The sequence below is a fragment of the Microbacterium xylanilyticum genome (assembly GCF_054654695.1).
In genome coordinates this window covers 1530310-1554680 of the sequence record NZ_BAAIEN010000002.1, presented here as the reverse complement: position 1 = coordinate 1554680, position 24371 = coordinate 1530310, and the positions used below count along the sequence as shown (strand labels likewise).

General features: G+C 70.2%; 2 protein-coding genes (1 of these 2 running past the window's edge). One reads left to right on the top strand and one right to left on the bottom strand.

Translation table 11 applies throughout. The features are described from left to right. Positions 1-23665, bottom strand: the 5' portion of a protein-coding gene (locus tag ACYQ1L_RS07905; protein ID WP_460003662.1) for a hypothetical protein. Its footprint begins 4757 nt before the window's first position; the window shows 23665 of its 28422 coding nt (coding positions 1-23665); it begins with the start codon at positions 23663-23665; its stop codon lies off the left edge, out of view. On the opposite strand from ACYQ1L_RS07905, the gene ACYQ1L_RS07900 reads away from it, so the two are divergent. After that, positions 23616-24371 (top strand): hypothetical protein, encoded by a 756-nt coding sequence (locus tag ACYQ1L_RS07900; protein WP_460003661.1) that lies wholly within the window; start codon positions 23616-23618, stop codon positions 24369-24371. The two genes, ACYQ1L_RS07905 and ACYQ1L_RS07900, sit on opposite strands and share 50 nt — an antisense overlap.

Genomic DNA, 24371 nt, shown 5'->3' with positions numbered 1-24371 from the left:
TGACTCCTCCGCCGGTGACCTCCGGCAGCGGGCTGCGGTTCACCGTCGCGATGTCGAGTGCCCGGGTGAGCACATTGACGTTGACGCCGGAGTCGCCGTAGATCTGGTCGGTGCCGCGCCCGCCGCGGATCTCGTCGTCGCCCGAGCCGCCGGCGAGGAAGTCGCCCGCCTGGCTGCCGATGATGAGGTCGTCGCCGTTGCCGCCGTAGGCCGTGAATCCGACGGTGGGCAGCGCGTTCGGAGTGACGTCGGCGAACAGGCCCGAGCCGTCGATGATGTCGTTGCCCGCTGTGCCGTGCCAGTGCGCGAGGCCGAAGACCCACTCGTCGTCCTCGTTCTGCGCGTCCGGGATGTTCGTGAACGGGTCGAACGGCTTCGGGCCGAACTCCATGCCGCGGGTGTCACCGGCGGCTCCGGCGTACCAGACGCCGTCCTGCGACGTGTCGCCGTAGACGACGAGCGGCGAGCCGGGTCCGGCGTTGTGCGCGCCGTCGCAGGCGATGCGGGCGTCGGGGATGCCGTCGCCGTTCTGGTCGACGCCGAACAGCAGCGACGGGTCGGCGCGGTTGCAGACCGTGAGGATGTCGCCGCCCATCATGATCGCGGTCGTCGGCGCGTTCTCGTTCCACGCGGTGACCGTCAAGGTCGGGTGCTCCCAGACCTGGTGGCCCGCGGCATCCAGGTGCATGCTCGGCGCCCACGCCGTGTTCGCGAAGGTCATCGCATGCCCGTCGGCCGAGATCGAGGCGACCGTGAACGGGCCCGCGAAGGCACTGATCTTGACCTGCATGCCCTGCGTGAATCCAGCGGCGTTCCAGTCGCCGGCCCAGACGAGGCTCGAGGTCTGCACGTCGATCGGCGCGGTGACCCAGATCTTCACCGGGTCGGCGACGCGTGCGTCGGTGAGCGCCGTTCCGGCCGCGAGCGCGACACCCGCAGGTCCGGTCTGTCCCGGTAGCGGCCCGGACAGGAGCATGATCGATCCCTTGCCGCAGCCGGGGAACGGGTCGGAGTACGGGCACGGGGCGTCGGCGAAGCCGAGGATCATGCGCGTGAAGTTCTCGCCGATCAGCTGGATGTGCTGGTACTGGTGCAGGTACGGGTCTCCGGCGACGTAGCCGCTGCCGGCGAGCAGCCCGTTGAACGCCCACGGCAGGCCGTCGAGGCGCGTGAGGGCGAACTGGCCGCCGACCGTGCCGCGCGTCATCGTGAACACGTTCTGCAGGGCGGTGTTGCCGCCTCCGTGGACCGTCGTGAGGCTGCCGTGCGCACCCGGCACGAACACGCTCGGCGTGGGCGCGGCGGGCGCCGGGATCGTCACCGGCGCGGCGATCGCGTCGCCGCGCTGCAGCGTCAGGGTGGTCGCCGTGACTGCCGCGAGCCGCCACGACCCGGTGAGGCCGGAGATCATGACGAGCTGCCCAGTGACGAAGCCGTCCGCGATCCAGCTGCCGGCCGCCCGCGTCACGGTACCGCCGTCGCCCGCGGCGTTCGGGGTGATCGTGATCGCGCCGGTGCCGTTGCCCGACGCGGCGCCACCGTAGACCGCCGCATCCGTCGCGATCACGGACGGGGCCGCCGGACCGGATGCCGATGTGCCGAGTGCCGGCACCGATCCGGTGAGCAGGACGAGGTACATGACCGTGTTGTCGGTCGTATCGCTCGGGTCGGAGTCGGCGAAGCCGGCGACGCGGAACGTGCGTCCGGGCTGGTTGCCGATCGTCACGGTCTGCCCCACGAGGAAGCCCTGCGACTTCCAGTCGAACGGCGCGGGCCGGGTGAGCTGGTAGCCACCGGCCGGCGGCGCGGGGAAGCCGGCGTAGGTCTGCGCCGTTCCGAGCACGATCGTGCCGGTGAGCTTCACAGCGGCATCCGGCTGCAGCGTGCCCTGCACGTCGAGGCGGTCGTTGCCGTAGCCGAGGAAGAGGTTCAGCACCTCGATCGTGCTCTTGCCGCCGTCGGTCGTGTACTGGCCGTCGACGACCGACACGCTGCCGAAGCTGATGCCGCCGGGTACGATGACGTGCCCGTTCACAATCGGCTCGCCGAAGGTCGGGCCGGTCACGATGCCGAAGTCGAGGTCCTTCGCGGTGCCGAGGCCGCGCAGCGTCGTCGAGGTCATCGAACCCCACGTGTTCGCCGCACTGTCGTCGTTGTAGATGTTCAGCACGTCGATCTGCGTCGACTCCGGCGCCTGCTGCGCGATCGCGAAGAGCGGCGCGTCCTTCTCACCCGGGAGCTTGAGGCCCAGCTGCAGCGACCGGTCGGCGCCCGTCACGCCGCCCTCGACGGCGAGCGGGCCGCGCAGGTGGTTCAGCAGATGCTGGCGCGCCGGGAAGTCCTTCACTCCGGTGCGCGTGATCGGCTGGTAGTAGCCGAGGTCGGCTTCGAGCTGGATGTACTGCTTGACGGACCAGTTCGCACCGTTGAAAGTCGCCTGCGCCGCGATGCGCTTCACGGTATACGGCCCGGCGCCGAGGCTCGACAGGTCGTCGTACGAGGTGGGGCGGAACTCGAGCTGGTTGTCGAACGTCGCATTCGTGCCGCGGATGTTCTGGATCTTGACCCGCACGCAGTGGCTCGCGGTGTCGCACACCTGCACCCACTGGCCCTCGAGGAACCCGTCGACGAGCCAGCTGCCGGCGCTGCGCGTCAGGCGGTAGTGGTTGCTGCCGTCGTCGCCGAGCACGACGGCGCTCGCGGCGGCGCCGTCCCACGCGCCCTGGCGCGTCACGGCATTGACGGTCGTGGCGGTCAGCGTGCCCGCGCATCCCGCCCCGAGCGGTGTCGTCGTCGTGAAGCTCTTGCCGTCGGAGGCGACCGACAGGATCGTGTACACCGCGCCGCCGCAGGCGCCGAAGCTCACGCGCATCCCGGCCTTCAGGCCTTCGTCGATGAAGCTGCCGGTGTCGCTGCCGTTCGCGCGGGTGACCGTGGAGCCTGCGAACGTCAGGTTGCCGAGGAAGACGCGAGACGGGATGTCGCCGCCGATGATGGCGTACTCACTCGGCGTGATCGCGTGGCAGTTGACACCGGGTGCATCGCAGATGGCCGTGACGTTCACGAGCCCGTCCGGGGTGATCGCGACGTTGACGTCGGTCGGCGTGTACGGCGGGGTGTTCGGCAGTGGCAGGTGCGGCTGCGTCGTGAGGCGCAGGTAGTACCCGTCGGTCTGCCCGGTGATCGTGCAGGCGGCGTTGCCGCACTTCTGCACGACGGTGTCGGTGCCGGTCGGGATGACCACGACGTTGGCGCTCTCGTCGTCGTAGACGAGCACCTCGCTGCGCTGCGAACCCGAGCGCAGGTTCGGGAACTTGTACGACGACGTGATCGTGCCGCCCTGGCCCCAGTTGATGACCGCGACCGTCGGGTCGTCGGTGACCGAGTTGACGCGCGCCTGCACGGTCAAAAGGACCGGCTGGTTCCAGTTGGAGTGGTCGAACGTCAGCTCGTACCACGTGCCGAGGATCGGGTCGGTGTGCAGCGACCAGCGGCCGCCGAGGCCCGGGTCGAGGATCTGCAGCAGGCGCTGGGAGTCGGCGTCCAGCGTGATCTTCACGGTGATCACGAGGCCGCACGCCGGGTCGAGCACCGGGCAGGGGTCCTTCGCGAGCTGCACGAGGACGTTGTCGTTCAGTCGCGTGGAGGCGGTGTCCCCCTCGATCACGACGCCGCGGTCATCGAGCTGGCACAGGCTCGGTGTCGCCGAGGTGCAGGTCGGGGACGGCTCGACGTGCACCGCGTACACGCCCGGCGTGTCGTCGTCGTACACGCGCACGTTCACCTGGCGGACGGCCGCGCCGTCGAAGATCTTGTCGGCGGAGATGACCGAGTGCTGGATGACGACGGTCCGGTCGCCTTCGGAGCGGTCGTCGTTCACCGCCCACAGATACACGATCTGGTCGGAGTTCCAGTTGTGGAGGGCTCCGTTGGTGAAGGTGAGAACGACCGCCCTCCCTGCTTCGTCGACGATCGCGCCGTTGCGGATGTAGTGACGCTGGAACTTGTCGATCGTCGCGCACTCCCCCGGCGTGCCGTTGCCGACGCACAGCCAGATCGTGTCGCCCGCACCGTCGGTGAGGCCGTAGCCGGTCGGGTTGCGCAGCGTGTCGTTCGCCTCTTCCGAGGGCGACCCGGCGGCCGACACCGTGACGTACACGTTCGCGGTCGGTGCGTGGCTCAGGTGCACCTTGTAGCTGTCGATCTGCGTGATCGGGCCCGTGGTCGTGCCCTCCCGCACGCTCGTCGAGCTGCCGGTCTCGGTGATCACGACGACACCCTGATCCGGGGTCGCCAGGTTGTACTCGACGCCGTCGACGACCAGTCCGTTGAAGCGCGGGTCGAGCGAGGTGACGATGTGGTTGATCGAGCCGGAGATGCCCTCGAGCTCGCGGGTCACGATGTCGGTCGTGACGTCGCCGGCGACAGAGATCTGGTCGCTGCCGAGGCCGCCGATCACGCGGTAGGCCACGCCGTAGGCGGTCGAGAGCACGAAGAACTGGTCGTCGCCCTCGAGGCCGTCGACCTCGACGATCTCGACCGTCGTGTACTTGACGTTCAGGCCCGCGCCGTAGATCGCCTTGTCGGTGATGACGATGTCGTCGGCGAACTCCGTGCCGAGCACGACGAGCTTGTCGAACCCGGTGCCGCCATCGACGTTGACCGGCGCATTGACGTTGTACTGCACCTCGTCGTCGCCGCCGCCGGCGCGGATGTCGAGCGGGCGGTTCGTCGAGAAGCCGAGCCCGATGACCGGCACCGCGACGCCGTTCGCGTCGAGCGGGATCACGTCGTCCTGCCACATCGTGTTGTCGAGGTCGACGTTGCTGCCGACGTTGTGGTGGTAGGTGACATGCGCGTCGGCGTTGTTGCAGACACCGTCGTGGTTGTTGTCGAGACGGATGCCACCACCGGTGAGGTGGCACACCCCGTCGACGGCGCCGTCGGCGGAGTCGAGCGGGAAGATGCCGCCCGCGGGCGTGAACGTGACGTCGGCGAGGTTGCACAGGCCGTCGCCGTTCGCATCGGTGTCGCAGACCGCGGCGATCGCGAACGCCCGCACGATGAACAGGTCGTTGTCGTCGTCTCCGTTCAGCTGGATCTCGGCCTGGTTCGAGTACACCGTGAACGCGTCGTTGCCGGTGCCGCCGGTCACGAGCAGCGGTGCGTGCGGGCCGGGGCTCAGCCAGCCGCGCGTCGTCGGCACGAGAGCGGGGAATGTGTCGGCGGGCAGCAGCGCGCCGTCCGCGGCATCCCGCCTCGAGCCGAAGATCTGGCCGATCTGGAACGTGTCGTCGCCTGCGCCTCCGTCGAGGGTCATCGTCGCGCGCGTGTCGTCGACGTAGAAGGCGTCGTTGCCGCCCTGGCCGTAGACGGTGATGCGTCCGTTGAGCGCCGCGTCGTACGTGATGCGCTGCACCATCCAGCTCGGCTCGTTACCGACGGTGCGGTCGCGGTAAGCGCCGATGCCGCCGTCGGGTGCGCTGGATCCGGCGAGGAGGGCGATGTAGGCCGGCTGGTCGGCGGTCTCGGTCGGCGAGGCGCAGGACGCCGGCACTCCGGACGTGGTGAACGGCGCCTCGTTGTCGATGCAGGTCATCGCGCGCAGCAGGAAGATGTCGTCGGTCGGCTTCCCTGCGCCGTTCGCGGAGGTCAGCGCGTCGTATCCGTAGACCGCCAGGTCGTCGACGCCGTCGTCCGGGGCGCCCGTGTCGAGGATCTCGATGTTGTCGTTGCGGATGTTGCCGTGGCTGCCGTTCGTGTGGACGGCGTAGTGGTCGCTCTCCCCCTGGCCGTCGAGGTTCAGCACGTGGCCGGCGCCGACGCCGTATCCGGTGGGGGCGGTGAGGCCGGCGGGGCTCGTCAGCACGTTCATCGACTGCAGGTACCAGACCGTCATCCGGTCCTCGCCGTCCGCGGTGTTGGATGCGGATGTCGCGTTACCGTGCACCGTCGTCTTCGAGCCCAGGAAGATGTAGCCGGGGTCGCCCCACGAGTTGTGGCCCGAGGCGCCCGACGTCTGGACGAGGTCGAGGCCGGACGGGTCGCCGAAGTCGATCGTGTCGGCGTCGCTGCCGCCCCACACGTTCGTCTGCCACGTCGTGTTCGTCGAGGGGGTCCAGGTGCCCATCGGGAAGCCGTGCGCGTTCCCGGCGGTCACGACGGCGCCCGCGGCGATCTTGCCGCGCAGGATCATCGTGGTGCCCCACTCGGTCACCCCGCCGCCGGTGTCGAGGTTGCCGTAGTCGCCCCGGATGTCGATGCTCGTGCCCGCGACGATCTGCGAGTTCTGGTGGGTCACGACATCGTCGGCGACGCGGAGCTCGACGCTTCCCAGCTCGGCGTAGATCGTGCCGTTCGGGATGGGCCGGAGATGGTCGGCGTTGTTGCCCGGCAGCGTCGTGTTGTCCTCGGCGAAGTCCGCGCTGCCGTGCTTCACGAGATACAGGTCCTCGCCGAGCGCCGAGGTCTCGGCGACGGTGAGGCGGATGTTCCCGCCGGTGGAGTGCGCCAGCACGAGCCGCAGGTAGCCCGACGTCTCGGTGAGGAAGATGCCCGCGGACGCCTCGAGGGCCACGGCATCCGATTCGGGCGTGTTCGCGAGGCCCGCGTCGCTCGTGCCGTCCGCGTTGTTGAGGCAATATGCGTTCACGCACGCGAACGGCGAGCCGACGAGCGAGTCGATCTCGAGGTCGTTGAGGGCCGTGCCGATGGATCCGCCGTCGGCGTCGATCCAGATCGACTGGCCGACGACATCCGCCGCCGCATCGTTCAGGGCGTCGAGGATCGAGCCCGCGCGCGACCGCAGCGACACGTTGCCGGTTCCGGTGGAGGCGTCGCCCGCCGTGATGACGAGTCCGACCTGCAGGTCGCCGGCGACCTGGTCGAGGTAGATGCCCGCCGTCTTGTCGTCGTCCGCGGCCGTGTCGGTCGCGTTCAGGACGCCCAGCGGACCGCCGACGGCGTTCACCTGGATCTCGAGGAAGTCGTCCGGCAGTCCGATGCCGCCGGTGTGCGAGATGCTGCCCGGCTGGCCGAGGCCGTTGTCGCCGGCGACGAGCGTGATGTTCCGGCCGGTGACGTCGATGCCGGTCACGGTCGCGCCGCCGCAGTCGAGGTCATATGCGTCGAGACACGTGGGATCGTCGTCGGTGTCGATGACACCCGCATCGCGTTCGGCGTCCAGGATCATCCGCGGCGAGCGCAGCGTCACATCCGCCGCGATCGCGCCGGAGGTGCAGGCCGGGAGGACGCCGCTCGTGCACGAGCCCGTCGCGTGGATGTGGCCGACCCGCAGGTCGCCCTTGCCGCTCTGCTCGACGACGAGGATGGAGCCGTTGGTCAGCACGTCGATCTTGCCGGATCCGTCGGTGTTGCCGCGCGTGGCGCTGGTCTCGTCGTCGATCCATGTGGCATCGACGTCGGTGTAGGCGGTGACCGTGATCTCTGTCGCGCTCGACGGGTGGAAGATCGCGATGCTGTGTCCGGCGCGGATGTCGTTGAAGGTGTAGAACGCACGGATCGGGGTCGCACCGGTGCTGAGGGGCACCGTGACGATCGCGCCGCCGACGATCGAGGGAGCGATCACGCCGCCGTCGCAGTCGGTCGTGCTGTCGGGCCGGAAGTAGCAGACGGTGTCGACGTTCTCGAGGAACGTGCCGAGCCCGGCCGCCCAGACGGGCTGGTCGACGACGACCCGCAGCTTGCCGATCGTCGCGGGGTTGGTGAGTTCGCCACTGTCACGGAGGATGACGACCGCGTCGTGTCCCGCCTTGATGGGACCGATGACCGGCTGGATCGCCACGTTGCTGGGCGTCTGGGAGTCGGCGCGGATGGCGGTGACATCGAGGAAGAGGTCCGTGCCCGCCTCGGCGTCGAGGTGGATCGGCTTCTGCACGGCCGGGACGCCCACTACGCCGGTGTGGAAGATCTGGAAGAGGACCATGACGATCGGCTTCGTGACAGTGCCGATCGAGCCGAGCTCGGAGTCGAGGTCGAGGGAGTTCGTGTAGATGGTCTGAGCACCCGCACCCGATCCGCGCAGGATCGACCCGCGGTCGTTCTGGATGAAGGTCCGGCCCAGGATGTTGCGGATCTCGCCGTCGAACGTGACGTCGTATCCGGTCTTGGCGGCCGCGCTGAGGCTCTCGATGCGCACGTCGGTCGCCGGGAAGATGCTGCGCAGGTGCCAGAACCACTGGGTCTGCGGAGGTGCATGCGGTCCGTTGTCCACGGACACCTCGATGGTGCCCATCGGCGTCGTCGACATGTGCGAGTTCAGCGTGTCGATCGAGACGCTGGGGTTCGCGCCCGTGCCCTGGATCACGACCGCCTTCTCGGACGAGTTGCGGATCAGGACCGAGTTCCAGGTCTGCTGCACGTAGAACACGCCCTGCGTGCCGCGGATGAGCCCGCTGCAGTCGCCGTTGCATGGCAGGCCCGGCTGCGTCGCGTTGGCCTCGAAGACCGCGTGCGGCTGCTGGTCGTAGATGATCGGGTCGACCCAGATCGTGTCACCGGTGATCGTGTCACCGATCCCGAGGGCCGCACCCAGCGGGCTGTTGCGCACGGTCACGTTGTCCGTCTTGGCGACGATCGTGCCCGAAGCGTCGACGATCAGGATCGGGTTCGGCTCGCCGAGAAGGTAGACCGTCGACTCCCAGGCGATGTCACGACCGGGCCGGTAGTCGATGCCGGCGTCGGCGCTGCCGAAGTCGAACAGGCCGCCGGACCGGTGCGCGTGGACGTACAGGGTGGAGAAGAACTGGAAGGACGCCACGTGCAGGTTCGCCGTGCGCACGACCGAGGCCGGCGCACCCACGACGTCGGATGCCGTGTGGACCGTGATGCTGGCGGTCGCATCGGTGTCGCCGCCGCCGCATCCGCAGTTCGAGTTCGCATCGGCCTGCAGGTCGAGGCTCTCGTTCGCGGCCCGGATGAAGACGCCGGCCCCCTCGACCGCCGATCCGCCCGCAAGCGTCACGGTGGAGGTCGACGCCAGCGTGATGTAGCCGGCCGCGTCCGAGTCGGCCCCGAGAGCGTACGCGTCGGCTTCGGAGCGCGAGGTCGCGCGCGCCTGCACGCCGGTGCCGACGATGAGCCCGGTCGTGGCGTCCGGAATCGTGAACTGCCGTCCGACGGCGGCGGAGAGCTGGATCTGGCCGCCGAGGATCGAGCCGGTCGGATCCACCTGCGTCGCGACGGTCGCGGGGTGGTTGTGGCCGATCTGCACTCCGGTGCTGCCGTCGTCGTTCGAATCGGTGTTGACGCCGAGTCCACCCGATCCGGCCGACGCGTGCGACGAGGCGTTGAAGCCGGCCGCGGCGTCTGCGAGCACGCTGCGGTTGGCCGAGAGGTCTCCCGCGATCTCGGTGAGCACGTCGAACCCGATCTCGAGCACGACGCGTGCCGTGGCGCCGGCGATGAAGCCGCCGGCCCGGTTGACGCTCTCGCCGTTCGCCGTCACGAAGCCGAGGGCTGTGACCGCGATGTCGGTCAGCGAGAAGATCGAGGCGCCGTCGTCCACCTTCGTGTGGACCGTGTTGACGACGTCCGCCTGGGCGTAGGCGGTGCCGAAGGAGGCGAACCCGCCGCCCTTGGCTACCGAGGCGACCGCCGCATTCGCGTAGGAGACGCCGCCGATCGCCACCGATCCGCCGCGGAGCGTGCCGCCCTGGATCTCGGTGGTCACCGTCGGTCGGGCGTCGACGTTGGAGTGCACGTCCTTGAAGTCGAATAGGCCGCCGCCGATGCCGGTCGAGGTCGCACTCGGGACGCCGTTGACGCCGCCCGCGAGATCGGCCAGGAGCGACGACGGGCCGCCCACCCCGATCAGCACGTGCGGTGCGCCGGCGAGGGCCCCCGCGCCCAGGTCGATGTAGAGCTGCTGGGCGCCGGTGCCGCCGGAGACCACCGCGATGCCCTCGTTCGCGAGGCGGTGCGTGCCGAGCTTGTTCGCGAGCCCGGTCTGCACCGTGCCCGCCGCGTTCTTGAGCTCGAACGTCGTGCCGTTGAGAACGTGGATGAAGTACATGTTCCCTTCGACGAGCCCGATCGACTCGTACCCGACCCGGCGCAGCTGGTGGTCCGCCTTGAGCCCCGCCGGCGTGGTGTTCGGCACGAGTCCGATCACCTGGATGTTGGTGCTGCACGGCGTGTTGTCGTCGCTCGGGTCGGACGACGGAGTCGGGTCGTACGTGCCGATGCCGGCGTGGCAGGCGGAGTCGGCGACGCGGATCATGTGGTCGCCGGACGGGAACCCGTCCACGTTCAGGCTCTGGGAGATGATCCACACGTGCTGGCCGTTCGTCAGCCCGCCGATCGCGGCGCCGCCGCTGACGGTGTAGATCCATTCCGACTGGTCGATCGCGCCGTGGCTCGGAGCGTAGATCGTGTTCCAGCCGGCGTTGGTCGTGATGACGCCGCCGGACTGATCGAGCTTCCCGGAGCCGTCGGTGTGGATGTCGACCAGGCTCGACTTGAAGTCGATCGTCGCCGGGGCGTGGTAGACGACCGCGCGTCCGTCCAGACCCGAGGTGGACCCGACCGTGAAGACGCTTCCGCCGGAGATGGAGGGAGTGCCGGAGACGACGTCCGTCCCGCCCTGCGCAAGCGGCGTGGCCGAGAGGCGCAGGTGCGTCGCGTCGACCGCGTACACGTAGTACGACGCGCCGCAGCTGAGGCCGGAGATCGGCAGAGTGCCGAGGATGCCGCCGCCGTTGCAGTCGTACACGACCTTGTCGCCCGTGGCGAGGTTGTGTCCGCCGGGGAAGACGAGGGTCGCCGTGGCCACGTTCACCGACGTCGCGGCGTCGAATTGCACGCCGAGCCGCAGCGAGTTCGCGCCGACCTTGATGACGCCGTAGGTGCGGCCGTCGGCGAGTCCGGGGATCGCGTTCGGGTTCGGGATGACGCCCTTCTCGACGTCGGGGTCCGTCGACGACGGTGCGCTGTAGGTCACCGTCGCCCCCGTGTTGAGCCCGTGCGGGAGCGTGAAGCAGATCGTGTCGGCGCCGTCGCAGTTGATCGCGCTGATCGTCCCATCGGACAGCGGCGAGAGCGCTGTGCCGTGCTGCGCGGTGAAGGCGAGGAGCCCGCCGGCCTGCGCGAACCCGCCGGTCATCGTGGCGTTCACGATCGGCTTGTCGACGGCGAGGGCCGTGAAGCCCGCCGTGATCGAGATGAGGCCGCCGGTCGTGGCGTTCGCGAAGGAGTCTGCATCGGTCAGCGACTGCGCGCTGGCGGTCAGGTTGCCGGACGCTGTGACGTGGCCGCCGCCGAGGGTCGCCGAGACCGTCGGCTTCGTCCGGGCCTCCGCCGTCGACGAGTTGACGGCGGCGATGCCGACGGCGAAGCTGTCGACGCTCGCGTTCGTCGCGTCGTCGCCCGTCGCGATCAGCGTCACGGTGCCCGCTCCCGGGTCGCCCACGGTGCCGACGGCCGGGTCGATGTGGGTCGTGCCGACGTTGCCGTCGAGCTCGGCTTTCGTGACGGCCTCGTCGATCGCGAGCGGGGCGATCGTGTTCACCGAGATGCCGCCGAACGCGATTCCTCCCGCGGTCGCGGTCGCCCGGTTGATGGCGTGAGCCCAGAGCTTCAGGACCTGGGTGACGCCCGAGATGTTCGCGGAGGCCCCGACGATCGCGGACGTGACGGCCGTCGACGAGATCGTCGCATCCGCCTCGCCGCCGGTCACACCGGCGAGCCCGCTGGCGAGAACCTCCAGCTTCGAGGTGGCCGTGTTCGTCCCGTTCGCCTCGATCGTCACGTTCCGGGCCGCGGTCACCGTGCCGTCCCACTCGGCCCGCGTCGACGACGAGATCACGGCGCTCGGAGCGCTCACCGCGACACCGAGCAGGATGCCGCCGGTCATGACGTTGGACGACGCCGTGGAGAGGTTGTGGCTGATCGCGGTGAACGAGACATCCGCCCCGCTCGCGGCGATCGAGCCGGCACCGTTTGCGACGACGCCGCCGGCGATCTTGGAGTCCGACGAACCGATGGCGAGCGATGCGAGCGCGACCGACTTCGTCTCGATGGCCGTCTCTGCGGTGTTGTGCGCATCCGCCTTCACCGTGACGCCGGTCGCCGCCGTCACGGAACCGTCGAGGGTGGCCCGGGTCTCGTTCAGCACGCGCCCGATCGCGACGAACGCCTTGAGGTCCGCGAGCCCGCCGGATGCCGAGTCGATGATGCCCTTGGCGTGGTTGCCGTCGCCCTGCGTTTGCGCCGTGATCGTGATGGGACCTGCGGCGCCGAGGCTCGAACCCGCGTCGGCCGTGGCCCGGATGTCGGCGCCCGACGTGATCACACCGCTCGCCCAGGCTCCGGAGAGCCCGATCAGCGAGCCGCTGTACAACTCGGTGCGCGAATCGGCGAGGTTGGATGCGGTGGCGGTGATGTCGATCGAGGATGCTCCGGTGACCGTGCCCGTCGCGCTCGCCCTCGTGTGACCGGACAACTCGGAGAAGACGACGGTGATGCCGATCGCGATGGCGCCGATGGAGACGCCGGGGGCCCGGACGGTGGCCGCGTTGGCAGCCGTCGCGCTCGAGACCACGGCGCCGGAGGTCGAGGCGTTGCCGCCCACGGTCGCCTCCAGGTTGCGGCCGGAGTTCGCGCGGGCCACGGTGAGTCCGAAGGCGAGGGCTCCGACGGAGACGTTGAGGGTGCGGGCGTTCACCGTGCGCGTGCCGTTCGCGGTGGCTCCGAATCCGCCGGATCCCACGGTGCCGACGGGAGCAACGCCGGCCTTGGCCGTGCCATCGAGGCTCACGAAGGTCACGACGCCGCCGATCGCGCCGATGCCGCCAGCGACGCTCACACCGAGCCCGGTCACCGTGATGTCGTCCTTCGTCGTCGCGTGGAAGCCGGCGACTGTGCCCACCGAGCCGACCGCGACGGATCCGGTGTCGGCCGTGTTGTCGCCGGAGACGTTCACGATCGAGACCGAGACGCCGACGCCGATCGCGGCCACGGCGACGCCGATCGAGTAGTTCTTGAGGTCGCGCTCCGCGGTCGAGGAGACGGTGACACCGCCCCCGGCCTGCGTGATCTGCGCGCCCCCGTCGATGTGCGCGTGCTGCGTGCCGCTGTCGTTGATCACCACGACCTGGCCGGCGATACCGACGAGGCCGGCAGCGCCCGAGAAGCCGAAGCCCACCGAGTCCTCGTGCATCGCGGCGGTGACCTGCACGTCGCCCGCGCCGCTCGCACCAGCCTGGATGCGGGCCGTGGAGCCGATGCCGGCGTCCGTGTTGCTCTGGATGTTCAGGACGAGCACCGAGATGCCGACGCCCACCGCGCCCACCGCGCCGGAGCCGGCGACGCCGAGGATGACGAGGCGATCGATCGCGGCGACCCGCACGTGCCCGCCGGCGACGACGATCGCGTTGATGGTCGCGGTCGTCCCGCCCGTCGGCGTCGCGCCGAGGGCGTCGGTGCCGGGGTTCGAGGTCGGTGCCGCCGAGGAGATGTTCCCGTTGACGATCCCGAGCTGCGTGGTCAGCCGCCCGTTGGTCGCCGACTCGGAGCCGGAGTTGAGCTTCCAGTGCGCGGCGGTGTTGTTCGCGACCGCATCCTGGATGTCCTGGTCCGGGTTCTCGTTCGCCGGGTTGCCGGGGATGTCGACGAGGGCCGAGTAGTCGTGCCCGTTGTAGTGCACCCGGTTGCCCTCGACGTAGCTGGTGTTCGGGTCCCAGTTCGGCGCCGCCTGCGCGGTCGTCCCGCCCAGCGCGTCCTTGTACCCGCCGTCGCCCTTCGCGACGTCGCCGCCCTGCTGCACCGAGTTGAGCGTGCCGCCTTCCTTCCAGTCGGCGGGGGTCGCGTGGGGGTCGCTCGTCACGCCGTCGTGCCGGGCCGTGTAGTACTTGTTGTCGTGCGGGTCGAGGACCTCGTCGCCCTCGTTGTAAACCTGCGCCGAGTCGTAGGTCCCGCGGCCGAACGCGCTCTGCTCGCCGAACCACTTCGCCGGGTTGCTCATCGGCGACGCGCCGCCGAGGACGTTGTCCTCCTTTGCGGAGTACCGCTTGTTGTCGTTGGGGTCGGTGACGACGTCGCCCTGACGATACTTCGTGCCCGGGTCCCACGTGCCGCGGTCCTCGCCACCGGATGCCGCGTGGTAGGTGCCGTTCGGAGTCGTCCCGATCGTCCACACCGACACGGCCGCCGCGACGCCCACGAAGCCGCCGGCGAAGCTGACGGCGAAGGTGGAGACATCCTTCTTCGAAACGGCATAGACCTCGACGTTGCCGTCCGCCGTCACGGTGAGGTTCGCCCCGAGCACCGCCTGCACCGACGTGTTCGCGACACCCACGTCGACACCGCCGGCCACACCGACGAAACCGCCTGCGATGCCGCCCGCGATCGTGAGCGACTTGAACCGGTCGCTCGCCGACACGTTCACTCCGCCGCTCGAATGCACCGAGCCGCCCGTCTGCACCGTTGCGCCGCCGCCGATGAACGCCTTCACGAGGACCGTGAGCAGCGTGATGGAGACGCCGCCGGCGACCCCGACGAAGCCGCCGCCGATCGCGGGCACGAGCCCGAAGATGTCCTCGGAGGAATCCGCCCGCACGACGACGCCCGAGAAGCTCTGGTGGCCGAAGCCGGTCGCCGACACCGTGCCGTCCGAGACGTTGCCGATCGCCGCGGTCGTCGCGTCCGCCGTCACCGAGCCGTTGCCGCCGAGGTAGGCCTCGACCTTCTTGTTCAGCACGGCCACGCCGACGGCCGCACCGACTCCGACATAGCCGCCGGCGATCGCGATCGTGATGAGCACCATGCGCGTGTCATCCGACGCGGACACGAGCACGTTGCCGCCCGCGTGGATCGTCGCTCCGTCACCGAGGCACTCGAAGGCGTCCGAGCCCGTCGGCGTGCCGGTGCAGGCGAACGTGTGCACGTTCATGACCGTGACCGCGACCGTGCCGGCGACGCCGACCGTGCCGCCGCCCGCGCCGACCGCGACGGAGACGACCGTGTCCTTGCCGGTGGCGGTGACCCGGACGTCGCCGCGCGCGTTGACGGAGGAGCCGCTGCCGATCCAGGCGTACGTGTCGATGTTCACGACACGGACGGCGACGGGGACCGCGATGCCCGCGGTTCCGCCGATCGCGAGGGATGCGGCGATGCCGAGCTCGTAGTACTGGTTGTTGGCGGCGACGACGACCGACTGACCGCCGTTCGCGCCCAAGTCGTTGGTCGCGCACGTCGCCCCGCAGTTCACCTGCGCGTTCGCCCCGATGTGGGCGGACGTGTGGACGGTGTTCACCGCGACCGAGCCCGCGATCGCGACCCCGGCCGTGCCGCCGATCGCGACGCCGACGCCGAACGCCCCGACGTCGTCGGAGTTGTTCGCCGTGACGGCGACGCCGCGGAAGCCCGCGTCGGGCGTCTGCGAGATCGTGCGCGGACCCATCGCGCTCGGGTCGCCGGAGGGCGCGGTCCCCGACTTCGTGATGCTGTGCCCGCGTCCGCTCGCCTGCGAGGCGTCGAGCGTGATGGCGTGGCCGCCGTCGGTGCTCTTCTTGTCCCACAGCTCGAAGGAGTTCCCGCCGAGCGAGTGGTAGAAGTACGTGCCACCGTCGACGAGTCCGCCGATCGGCGTGCCGCCGCCCGCCGAGTACACGACCGTGTCGTCGTTGCTGGCCCCCACCGCGTACGGGGTGGTGATCGTGTTGCCGGAAACCGCGGTGGCCGGGTTGAAGCGCGGCGACTGGTCGACGGGCGCGTTCGCCTGGTCGATCCGGAAGAAGCGCTGGTTCTCGGTCGTGCCCTGATCAGTGATGTCGACCGGTGCGCCGCCCTTGGTCAGCGAGACCTGGAAGGTGTCCGGCGTGACGCCCACGATGAAGTAGATGCCACGGTGGATGAGTCCGCCGGCGCCGCATGTGGGGTCGCCGTCGATGTCGCAGCCCGCGTCGTACTGCACCTGGTCGCCGTTGTGGAAGCCGTGGTTCTGCAGCGTGATCGTGTCGGTGGACGTGTTGATGTCGGCCGGTGCGAAGCGCATGTCCTTCGCCGAGACGCTGTACCCGCCCGAGGTCACCGTCACCGGCGTCAGGCCCCTCGCGTTCACGTGGGCGAAGTCGCCGATGTAGGCGTGCGTCTCCTTCGTGGTCACCGGGACCGCGACGGACGCGCCGACCCCGGCGGTGCCGCCCACCGAGATGTTGCCGCCGATGACGTTCAGGGTCAGGCTCTCGTCCGCGGCGACCCGCACGCTGCCGTCCACGGCAACGACGGTCGGCGCGAGGCTCGTCGCATCCGCGATGTACGCCTTCGTGGTGATCGTGAGCGCCGAAACGGCAGCGTTGACGTTGACCGCAGCGGTGCCGCCGAAGCCGCCGCCGACCGACACACTGGTCACGGTCTCGTGGGATGTCGCGTCGACGGTCACATTGCCGGTCCCGTGCACCGAGGCGCTCGCCCCGATCCAGGCCTCGGTGTCCTTCGTGATGACCTCGACGTCGACGCCGGCGCCGACACCCGCCGTCCCGCCGATCGCGATCATGCCGGCCAGCGAGAGGATCGTGGTCTGGTCGTCCGCGTGGATCGCGACCGAGGTCGTCGGCAGGCCCACGACGGCGGTGCCGTCCAGGTGCGCCTTGGTGGTGTCGTGCTGCACGTCGACGACGACCGCGCCCGCGACGCCGGCGCTGTTGCCGCCCGCGCCCGCGACGGCGATGAACTTCCAGTCGCCGCTCTGCGTGGCCGTGATGGCGAGCCCGGCGCCGCCGGCCTGCACATCGGCTCCCCCGGCGACCCACGCATCGACAGTCGAGGACCGCACCACCACGACGGCCGCCGCGCCGACGCCAGCCGACCCGCCGCCGACCGCGAGGTTGCCCGAGACGAGCGTCCCGGATGCGGTGCGTCCCGCCGAGACCGTGACCGCTCCGGTCGCGTGCACCGTCGCGCCGCCGATGTGGGCCGCGGTCTTCGGGTTCGAGCCGCCCTGGTTCCACACGAACACGAGCACCGAGCCGGTCACCGCCGCGGAGTTGGCGCTCACGCCGCCCGCGACCGCGACGAGGGTCCAGTCCTCCGCGCCCGTCGCCGTGACGAGGACCGCTCCGCCGGCCTGCACGTTCGCGCCATCGCCGATCCATGCCAGGACGTTGGAGTTGCCGACGACGACGAGGACGGAGATGCCGACGCTCGCCGAGCTCTTGCTGAGCGCCAGGGTACCGTCGACGTCCACGAGCCGCAGGTCGTCGGCCGCCGTGACCGTCACGCCGCCGCCGACGATCGACGGCGTCTGGTTCACTTGGGCGCCGCCGCCGATCCACGCCTGCGTGTCGATGTTCAGGATCTCGACGATGAACGCGCCGGTGATCGCGGCCCCGCCGTCGCTCGCGCCGCCTGCGATGGCGACGGACGAGAGCTTCAGCCAGTCGATCTTCCCCTTGACGAGCTCCGGGACGTCCGGAACGAGCGGGATCAGCTTCGTGTTCGCGGTGACGGCGGTGCTGCCGGTCGCATCCGTGTGCGCATCGGCCCCGATCGAGGCGTACGTCTTGACGTCGAAGTAGTCGACCGCGAACGCTCCACCGATCGCCGTCCCGTTGCCGGTCGACAGAGCGCCGGCGATCGCGAGGTTCTGGGTGCCGAAGTACCGCTGCGCGTTGACCGTGATCCCGCCGGCCGGTGCGCTCAGGACCGCGCCGGCATCCACCTGCGCCTTCGTCGTCAGCAGCAGGATCTGCACCGCCGCGCTGCCCGCGAACGACGTGCTCTTGCCGCCGCCCGCCGCGAAGCCCCACACGATGAACGTGCCGCACTGCAGGGTGTCGGCGCCGTCGCACTTGCCCGGGCCCGCTGCCGGCTGCGTCGCCTCGACGGTGACGCCGGTCTGACCGGTGACGTGGGCGCCCACGCCCACCTCGGCAAGGTTCGTGAGGTCCTGCACGTTGAGGCCGATCGCGGCGCCGACTCTGGTGCCGTTGGACTTCAGGTCGATCGCAGAGCCCATCGAGAACGCGTTCGCCGACGCACCCCAGATGCTGCGCACCGCGACGGTGCCCGTGGTCGCCGTCACATGGGCGTTTGCCGCGATGCGGGCGGTGTTCGTGGCGAGGAGCCAGTTGACCGCGACGGCCGCGCCGACGCCCGTCGACCCGCTGCCGGTGCCGGACTGGCTGCTGGAGCTCGAGTTCGCCCCGCTCGCCCCGTTCGAGCCGTTCGTGCCGCCGTTCGACGACGGCATCCCCGAGGTCTGGCTGTTCGTGCCCTGCGTGTTCGGGTTCTTGTTGTCGGAGCCGGTGACCTGGTCCTGCGACTCCTTGTCGCCGGACTTCCCGCCCTCATCGGCGCCGACGGCGCTCGCGGTCGACTTCGCCTCCGTGCGCGTCAGCGAGGTGGCGATCACCGCCACCGATGTTCCGGTGACATCCCGCGCGATCTCGGCGAGCGTGGACCATCCGACGATGACGTTCACCGCGAGATCGACGCCGACGGCGGTGCTCTTGCCCGCCGCCTTCGCGTCGCCCGACGTCTTCGCCGTCAGTTCGTGGTCGGCGGTGACCGAGACGGCTCCGGTGCTCACCAATGCCGTGCCGGTGCCGATCCGTGCGACGACCTGGTCGTCGACGCTGATCACGACCGGCACGACCGGGGTCACCGCGGTTCCGCCCGATGTGCCGCCCTGGGCCGTCGTGGCGAGGTCGCGCAGACCCGCGGCCGAGACGGTGAGCGACGTGCCGCCGGTGAACGCTGCGCCGTCCTCGATCTCGGCACGGACGATGTTCGCACCGGTGTGGCCGTCGATGACCTGCAGGGCGAAGGAGGCGCCGACGCCGGTCGCGCTGCCGACCTCGGCCTTCGCGGTCGCCGTGACCGCATCGCGCTCGTTGCTGCGGGCCGAGACCGTCGCACCGGCGGAGCTCAGCGTGACGTGGGCCCCCGCCGACACGACCGCTTCGGTGATGTTGAACAGGATGTTGATGGCCGCGGCGCCCGCGACGCCGACGCTCGTCGACTTGCTCGCACCGGCGCGGGCCGTGGAGGTCACCTCGTGCTCCCACAGCCGGAACATCTGGTCGGTGGTCGGGCTCGGTGGGTACGTGTCTGCGTCGGTGACCGTCACGGTCTTGGCGACCCACGCGTGCTGGTCATTGCGCTGGTAGTAACCGGGCGCGAACGAGCCGTCCTGCTCAGTGAGGTGGAACCAGGTGTTCTTCTCGATCTCGTCGGTCGGCAGCTCCGACTTCGTGCCGACCGCGAACTTCGTCACGAACGTCCACGTGGACCCCGTCTTCTTCCAGACGCTGCCCGCCGGGTGGCCGTCCTTGTCGAAGTTGAGGACGTAGTAGCCATCGGGGTCACCGTTCGGGGGCAGCTCGTCCTTCTCGCCCTGGAGCGCCGCGTCGTCTTGGATGGTCCAGCTCGAGCCGTCGAAGGTGTAGGTGCCGTGGTGGTCCGCGGAGTTGTCGGGGTCCGTGGTCTTGACGAAGTAGACGTCGTCCTTTGACGGGCCGGGCAGCTGCTTGCCGGAGTCGACGACCTCCCACTCGGTGCCGGTCCAGCGGCGCACGACATCGTCGTCATCGCCACCCCGCATCCCGGCAGTCACCACGAGGCCGGTGGCGGTGATGGTGGCTGCCCCGGTCTCCGCACGGTTCGTGATCGAGACGCTCTGCACCGAGACGCCGACGCCGACGCCGTACTTGCCGGTGGTCGCCGAGTCGCCCTTCGCGGATGCGGAGCTGTCGGTGTTCGCGAGCGACTTCAGCGTGACGACCCCGCCGGCGGAGATCGTGACGCCGTCCGCGAACCACGCGTGGGCGGTCGTCTTGACGACGTTGATCGCGATCGCGGCGGCGACGGAGATCGAGCTGCCGTTGTTGTCGTTCGTGGCGCCCTTGGGCGTCGAGGTCGTGTCGGTCTTGCCGCCGGCATCCGTCTGCTTCTCACCGTTGGCGGAGGTCAGGTTGTCGTCGGCCTTCTGGTTGACGTCCTTGCCGTCGCCGCCTTCGGCGGAGCTCGGCGCGCCCTGCGTCGCGGCTTCGGCCTCGGTTTCGATCGCGACCGCCTGGTCGGCCTGGAACGACACGGCGCCGGTGGCGGTGATGCTGCGCGCGCTGCCCGAATCGGCGACCGTGCTGTCGAGGACGGCGAGCGCAAGCGAGACGCCGAACCCTCCGGTGGATCCCGCGACGGTCGACCCCTTCGCGGTGGTCGTCGCCTTCACGTCCTGCGTGGCGTGGGCGTCGACCGAAGCGGCGGTGAGCGCGGAGGCGGATGCGCCGATCGACGCGCTCACGTGGATGGTGGCGAGGGTGATGGCGATCGCGGGAACGATCGCGACCTTCGAGGAACTCCCGCCCCCGCCGGCGGTGGCCTCTGTGGTGAGCGTCACGGACTGTGTCGCGGTGATGCTCACGGCTCCTGCGCCCGTGAGCGGGGGGCCGCGGGTCGGGTCGGACGCCTGCTGGATGCCGGCGTAGACCGCCTGCGTGACGAGGTTCAGGGCGAAGGATGCGCCGATGCCGACGGTCGCGCCGCCGTCCTGCTTGGCCGTGGCGGACGCCTTGCCGCCGCTCTTCGACTGCGCGGTCATCGCGACCGCTCCCCCGCTGAGCACGATGCCCCACGGTGACGGCGGGACGGGCAGCAGTCCGGTCGGATCCGACGACAGGTCGGCGCGCGTCTGCTCGTCGACGAGGTCGATCGCAAACGCCCCGGCGATGCCGAGCGTGCCATCGGTATGCGATGCGCCCGCCTCGGCTGTGGCCTCGAAAGCGTGGACGTCGTCGGCGGCGACGGTGCGCATCGTGGCGCCAAGGGTCAGTGCGTGCGCCTGCACGAGTGCTCCGTAGCCGACCTCCGCGAGGTTGCGCAGCACGACCTTGGTGACGGCCAGGGCCGCACCGATTCCGATCGACGTCGAGTTCGTCGCCGTGCCCTTCGCCGTCGCCGTGGCATCCGTGTTGTTCGTGGTCAGCAGCGAGAGCCCACCGGTCGTGACGACGTGCACGCCCGCGAGCACCAGCGCTGTCGTGGAGGAGACCACCAGGTCGAAGGCGATGGCCGCCGCAACCGACAGCTTCGTTCCGTTCTCGTCCTTCGCGGCCGGAGTCGTCGACCCGCCGCCGGCGCCCCCGGTGGTCTTGCCCGCCGCGCTGCCCAGCTGATCGTCGGACTTGGCGTTGGCGTCCTTGCCGGTCGTGTCGCTGCTCTCGTCCGGCGCTCCCTGCGCACTGGCCTCGGCGCTGGTGGTCGTGGTGGAGGTGCCGTCGGCTGTCATCGCGATGTCACCACCGGCGGTGACGTCGCGGCCGATCGACGCGTCGACCTCGTGGTCGGCGGAGGTCAGGGCGAAAGAGATCGTGGCCGCGAGGGTCGCCCCGGAACCGGCACCCGTGGAGCCGGTCGCGGTCGTTGTCGCCTTCGCGGTCTGGTCGGCGTGCGCGGTGAGGGGTCCGGCAAGCGTGAGCGCCGGGCCGGCGAGGACGGATGCCGTGGTCGAGACGTTGTGGATCGCGATGCTCGCGACCCCGGTGAGCGAGGCGCTGGTGCCTCCGTCGGCACCGCCGATCGTCGTGGTCGTCGCGTCATCCGTTCCGGTCGCGGTGATCGAGAGCGCCCCGATCCCCGTGGGCGCGGCGCCGGCCGCGATCCCGGAATCCACCCTCGTGCGGATCAGGCTCAGCGCGACCGATGCACCCGCGCCGACCGCACTGCCGTTGTCGCCGGCCGCCGACTGCTTCGCCGTCGCGCTCGCGGAACTGGTGTGGCTGCCGCGGGCGCTCGTGGTGACGGCGCTGCCGCCGAACGCCCCCGCGCCGCGCAGCTGCGCCGAGGTGAGTGCATCCTTCTTCACGACCGCGAGGGATCCGGCGATCGAGACCGATCCCGACGACTTCTTGCCCGACACGGCCGTCGCGGTGTACGCGGACTGCCCGGTCGCGGGCTCCGCGGCGGCCACCGTCACGCCGCCCGTGGCGCTGAGGATCGCGTTCAGCACGTACGCCTCGGTGATGAGGTTCGCGATGATCACGCCCACCCCGATCGCGAGACCGAAGCCGCTCGATCCGCCGGATCCGTCCGCGGTCCCGCCGTCGCCGGTGGCGATGACGGTGTTCTTCGCGTTCGCGGTGACGGCCTGGGCGCCGGCCGTCGTGACCGTCGCACCGGAGACATACGCTCGGGTGGTGTCGCTGAGGATGGCGACGGCGATCGCGCCCGCGACATCGATGGCGCCGTCGCTGGTCGAGGACTGTCCGTTGCCGCGGTCCGATCCGTTCGCCGGCTTGTTGTTGTGCGTCGCGCCGCCCTTGCCCGCCTTCGCCTGGGCCGTCACCGTCGACTGCTGGCTCGCGAGGACCGACAGGGATCCGGCACTCGTACCCGTCGGGTCCGTGGAATCGATCGCCGCGACCGTGTGCTGCGTCAACGAGACGATCGCGACTCCGGCGCCGCTCGCCGCATCCTTCGCGTCACCGACGCCATTCAGCGTCGCCGTGTTCGTGGCCGAGATGCCCAAGGCACCGCCGACGATCGCACGAGCCGTGTCGGTGATGGTGCCGAGTGCGTCCGTGGTGACGGCGATGATCGCCACGGCGGCGTCGTAGGCGTTCGCGCCCGATTCCTGCTTCGAGGCATCGGCCTGCGGGGTGGCGCCGGCCGTGACGGTCGACGTGGCGCCGATCGTCGCCGCGCCGCCGACGTGCAGCACGGTGCTTCCGCCGACCTTCGCGTTCGCCGTCGACGTGACGATCGCCGCGTCCCCGTACTGCTTGTTCAGGGTGAACGGCCCGACCGTCGACGTCGCGGTCGCCGTGAACGCGCCCGGCGTGGTGATCGTCGACGCACCGTGCACGTCGACGGTCGCGGCGGAGTTCACCAGCACCGCGTATGCGGTCGCCGCGCTGGCGTCGGGGGTCACGGAGGCGTCCGCGGTCATCGTGACATCCCCGCCGGCGTCGATCGTGGTTCCGTCCAGGACCACCTGGGCGTTGGCACCGTGGTCGATGCATCCGAGGATGCTGAAGTCGGTGAAGTCCGTGCAGTCGGCGACGTTCAGCGGGATGCCCGCGGTGTTGCTGTCGGCTGCCGTGAGGGTCACGCTCCCGGCCGTCACGTGCGCGTGGTCGAGCGCGATCGACTCGAACAGGATCTCGAGCGCGGCGTTGGCGAGATCGATGATCCCGTGGATGACGATGCTGTCGTGGCCCGCGCCGCCTTCCAGGCGCACCTTGTCACCCGGCAGCGTCGGGGCGATGAAGCTGATCTGCTCGAAGGCGTCGCCACCGGTCGATCGCAGCAGCAGATGTCCGGCGTTGTCCGGATCCGCGAGCAGCTCGGCCTGGTTGTCGCCCGCTGTCAGCACCTCGGTCTTGCTTCCCGGGGTGCTGTCGACGATCGGCTCGATGTTCGTGTAGGTCACGACGGATGCGCCGAAGTCCAGCGTGCCGCTGGAGGCATCCGTGGCGCGCGACACGAGGTCCTTCGAGCCCTGCGTCACGAGCGCGTCGTTGCCCGCCGCCCCGTCGAAGAAGATCGGGATCGCAGGATCCGTTCCGCCGAAGTCGATCGTCAGCGTGTCGTCGCCGTCTGTGCCGGTGACGCGGATCTCGGAGATCTGGGACAGCGGTCGAGAAACGCCCTCGAAGGTGACGGTGCCATCCGGGTTGAACCGCAGCGTCGACGACGGGCCGCTCATCGCGAGGATCCAGGGCGTCGGTGCGAGAGGCGCGGGCACGCTGGGATCCGTTGCAGCGGGCGGGTTCGAGCCGGTCGGCGTGCTCGGGTCGGTCGGTGCGCTCGGGTCGGTCGGCACCGCGGCGTCGGTCGACGTCGTCGCGGTGTCGACCGGGAGGGTAGCCGTCGCCGACGACGGATCCGTGGTCGGCGCGGGATCGGCCGTCGGCGCGGCGGTCGGATCGGTCGTCGGCGCGGGCGTGGTGTCCGAAGCCGGATCTGTCGAGGGCGCGGGATCGGTCGGCGCAGGGGCAGGCGGATCCGTAGGGGTCGGCTCGGTCGGCGGAGGCACGACCTCGCCGGCGACGAAGGGCCTCACATCGAGGGACGCGAGCTGCCCGACCACGGGCGAGCCTGCATGCTGCACCTGGGGCGGCGTCGCGGCGGCCCCGGCGACGTGGACCACGATCGCATCGGCCCCAGGATCGGCGACCGGCGCCGAGAACGTGTCCTCAGTGCGCGTCGCGGGAGCAGATGCCGCAGGAACCAGCGCTGCGACGGGAGCGAACACAGATGCCGCAGGCTCCGAGGTCGCGCCGAGCGGCACGCCGAAGGGAGCCGACATGCTCGCGGCGACGGTGAACACCGTCGCCCAGGCAAGCATGCCGAACGCCGCTCTCCGCGAACGCCCCGCTCCGTTTTCCATGACGCGCCTGTCGCTCGTATGA